At 41.5% G+C, this 2,462-nt stretch carries 5 protein-coding genes; 2 read left to right on the top strand and 3 right to left on the bottom strand.

The genetic code is table 11. The features are described 5' to 3' along the window. Nucleotides 1-109: 109 nt before the first annotated feature. Both H6F92_RS00115 and H6F92_RS00110 read right to left on the bottom strand, forming a co-directional pair. Nucleotides 110-517 (bottom strand): transposase family protein, encoded by a 408-nt coding sequence (locus tag H6F92_RS00115; RefSeq protein WP_242029934.1) that lies wholly within the window; start codon nucleotides 515-517, stop codon nucleotides 110-112. Between the two features lie 164 nt (nucleotides 518-681). Then, a complete protein-coding gene (locus tag H6F92_RS00110) occupies nucleotides 682-903 on the bottom strand; it encodes a hypothetical protein (RefSeq protein ID WP_185241314.1) in 222 nt (73 codons plus the stop codon). Between the two features lie 232 nt (nucleotides 904-1,135). On the opposite strand from H6F92_RS00110, the gene H6F92_RS00100 reads away from it, so the two are divergent. After that, on the top strand, nucleotides 1,136-1,711 hold the full coding sequence (locus tag H6F92_RS00100) for a DUF433 domain-containing protein (protein ID WP_242029933.1): 576 nt from the start codon (nucleotides 1,136-1,138) through the stop codon (nucleotides 1,709-1,711). Continuing rightward, a complete protein-coding gene (locus H6F92_RS00095; RefSeq protein ID WP_002771467.1) occupies nucleotides 1,695-2,045 on the top strand; it encodes a DUF5615 family PIN-like protein in 351 nt (116 codons plus the stop codon). Before H6F92_RS00100 ends, H6F92_RS00095 begins: the two co-directional genes overlap by 17 nt. Nucleotides 2,046-2,261: 216 nt before the next feature. Here the strand turns inward: H6F92_RS00095 and H6F92_RS00090 are convergent. After that, on the bottom strand, nucleotides 2,262-2,462 hold a 201-nt coding region (locus tag H6F92_RS00090), incomplete at its 5' end, for a transposase (RefSeq protein ID WP_190356372.1).

Genomic DNA, 2,462 nt, shown 5'->3' with positions numbered 1-2,462 from the left:
TCTCACAACGGACACAGATTACCTGCTCGCTTTTTTGGTCGCAACGCGCTCGCTGCGCGAGATCGGCAACGACTTGCGACTTTAATGTGTGGTATCCCTGCTTGCCACTCTAGTATGATTTCTGTTTTTTTTTGGGTCTTTCTATCTCCTGTTCTGACACATCCACCACTATTACTTCTCTTTCACTATTACTTTCTAAGAGGGCTTTTTTTCCCGGTAGATTAAACAGACCTGATTTGATGAGAATATTCTCTACTTTCCTAACAATTCTATACGCCGTTGATTCGTTAATACCCCAACTATTTCCCCGATGAAAATAGGTGCGATATTCTCGCCAATATTCTAATGTTATTAGTAGTTGGTCTTCCGTACTCAATTTGCTAGGTCTACCTGTCTTTTTTTGCCAAACTTTTTCTGCCTTTAGGACTGTTACCATATCCTTAAATGTATCTGGATACACGCCACACAAGCGTTTGAACTCTGTTGGCTTTAAAGTTTTTACTTGTTCGTAAGTCATCTTTCAATCTTAACTCTTGGACTATTTTATCCTATTTTGTCTAGACTTATGCAAGAGATCTATTCAAGGATTGACTTTGATAAGTTAATGTCAATGGTAAATAAGGAAGCGCACTTAATGCCCCAAGACTAGGATCTACCTCAGTAAAAGCAAATCTTACCTTATTAGTCATGAGTCAATTCTTGTTTCTCTTTTAATGCTTGAGCAAGAATGGCGGCAGCCTCAAAAGAGTCATGTAAACCTTGTCTAGGGAGATCATCTTGAATAGACATCGGTACAATACCAGAATCCTTGAGCAACTCGGCTACAAGAAAGTTAAGTAATAAGAGCTTATCGGAGTAAGACAATTGCTTTAGCAGGGGCGCAAATTGAGTAGTTGTCAGCATGGATTCAAGAAAGTTACGGATTTTGACTTTCTGCACTTTGTCTGAGTATAACACCACCTTTGCGCTCATCCCTGCCCCAAAAGCAGGCTAACTTTGCTGTTAGACAGAAATCCCAGAAATGTTCAATCTAATCTTTATGGTTCTTCGGTTTGTGTTAGGCCATGGACGGGGTTATAACAGCCAACCCTAATTAGCGATAAAATGGCTGTGATCTTCAAATTTGACCTGTTATATGACTAATCACTCAGAAGTTGAGTCGGCTATTCAGCAATTGCCAGAGAGTGAAGTCCGCGCTCTGGCAAACTGGCTTCAAGACTATCTTGATGAGATGTGGGATAGACAAATTGAAGCGGACCTAGCATCGGGAAAATTAGCTCCCCTCATCGCTCAGGCAGAAGAGGATATGGCAACCAACAACGTCAGATATCCCGATGAAGTCCTTCGCAACACCCCAGCCAAATTCCAAGTAACTTCTCCTCCTTTTCGTTGGGATGAAGCGGGAGGTATCCGTATAGGTTCGAGCCGAGTGACTCTCGATAGCATACTTGCCTCATACCACAACGGCTCCACTCCTGAAGAAATCGCTATTCAGTTTTCAGTTCTTCGTTTGGAAGATATATACAGTGCCATTGCTTATTATTTAAATCACCGTCAGGAAATTGACAGTTATTTGGAACAACGCGACCAACAAGCTCAACAACTGAGACAACAACTAACCCAAAAACACAACTTAGTCGATTTAAGACAGCGCTTGCTTGCTCGTTATCAGTCAAAAGGAGAGTCGAGGCAAAGTGCGCCTTCTAACTGACGAAAATTTTAATGGAGCCATCTTGCGTGGACTGGTGAGGCGTTTACCTGAATTAGATATAATTCGCGTCCAAGATGTAGGACTGATGAACACTGACGATCCAGATATTTTAGAATGGGCAGCTAATGAGGGACGCATCCTGCTCACCCATGATGTAGCCACTATTACGATGTATGCCTACAATCGTGTCAATCAAGGACTACCTATGACTGGAGTTGTTGAGGTGATCTCAAAAGCACCCATTGGTAAGATCCTTGATGATTTAGAACTATTTATTTGTTGTAGTGAACCTGAAGAATATGAAGGTCGGGTTCTTTTCATTCCTTTCGCTTGATGCAATCTCTATCATTTTCTACTCCAGAAATCTAAGTGACCTAACCGTTAGACCGCAAGACCGAAACTAAGTCAGTGTCGAGAGGAACATTTATGAAAATTAGATTTCTTTACCGCGTAGTTTCCATCAGAGTCCTAGGTTAGGTTGCCGAAAAAACATCTAGCCTAGGATTCCTCTAGCCACTAGATGCGGCTCTTCGTTACCCTTTATGCTAAATCAACAGACAAGATGCCAAGATAACATACTTCTAACCCAAAAATTCCGAAAGTTTCTCAAGCCATAGCCTCTCCGTTTTATTAGTTTCAGTTTATTGTTGATTCCCTCGACCACCCCATTCGTTGTCCTTTGCTCGAAATAACTAATTATTTCTCCAAACCAGTTTCGGATTGTTTGACAACTCTTGGTAAAAACACTGGA

This window comes from Microcystis wesenbergii FACHB-1317 (assembly GCF_014696875.1).
Classification (GTDB): Bacteria; Cyanobacteriota; Cyanobacteriia; order Cyanobacteriales; family Microcystaceae; genus Microcystis; species Microcystis wesenbergii_A.
This window is presented reverse-complemented; position numbering and strand designations above follow the sequence as displayed.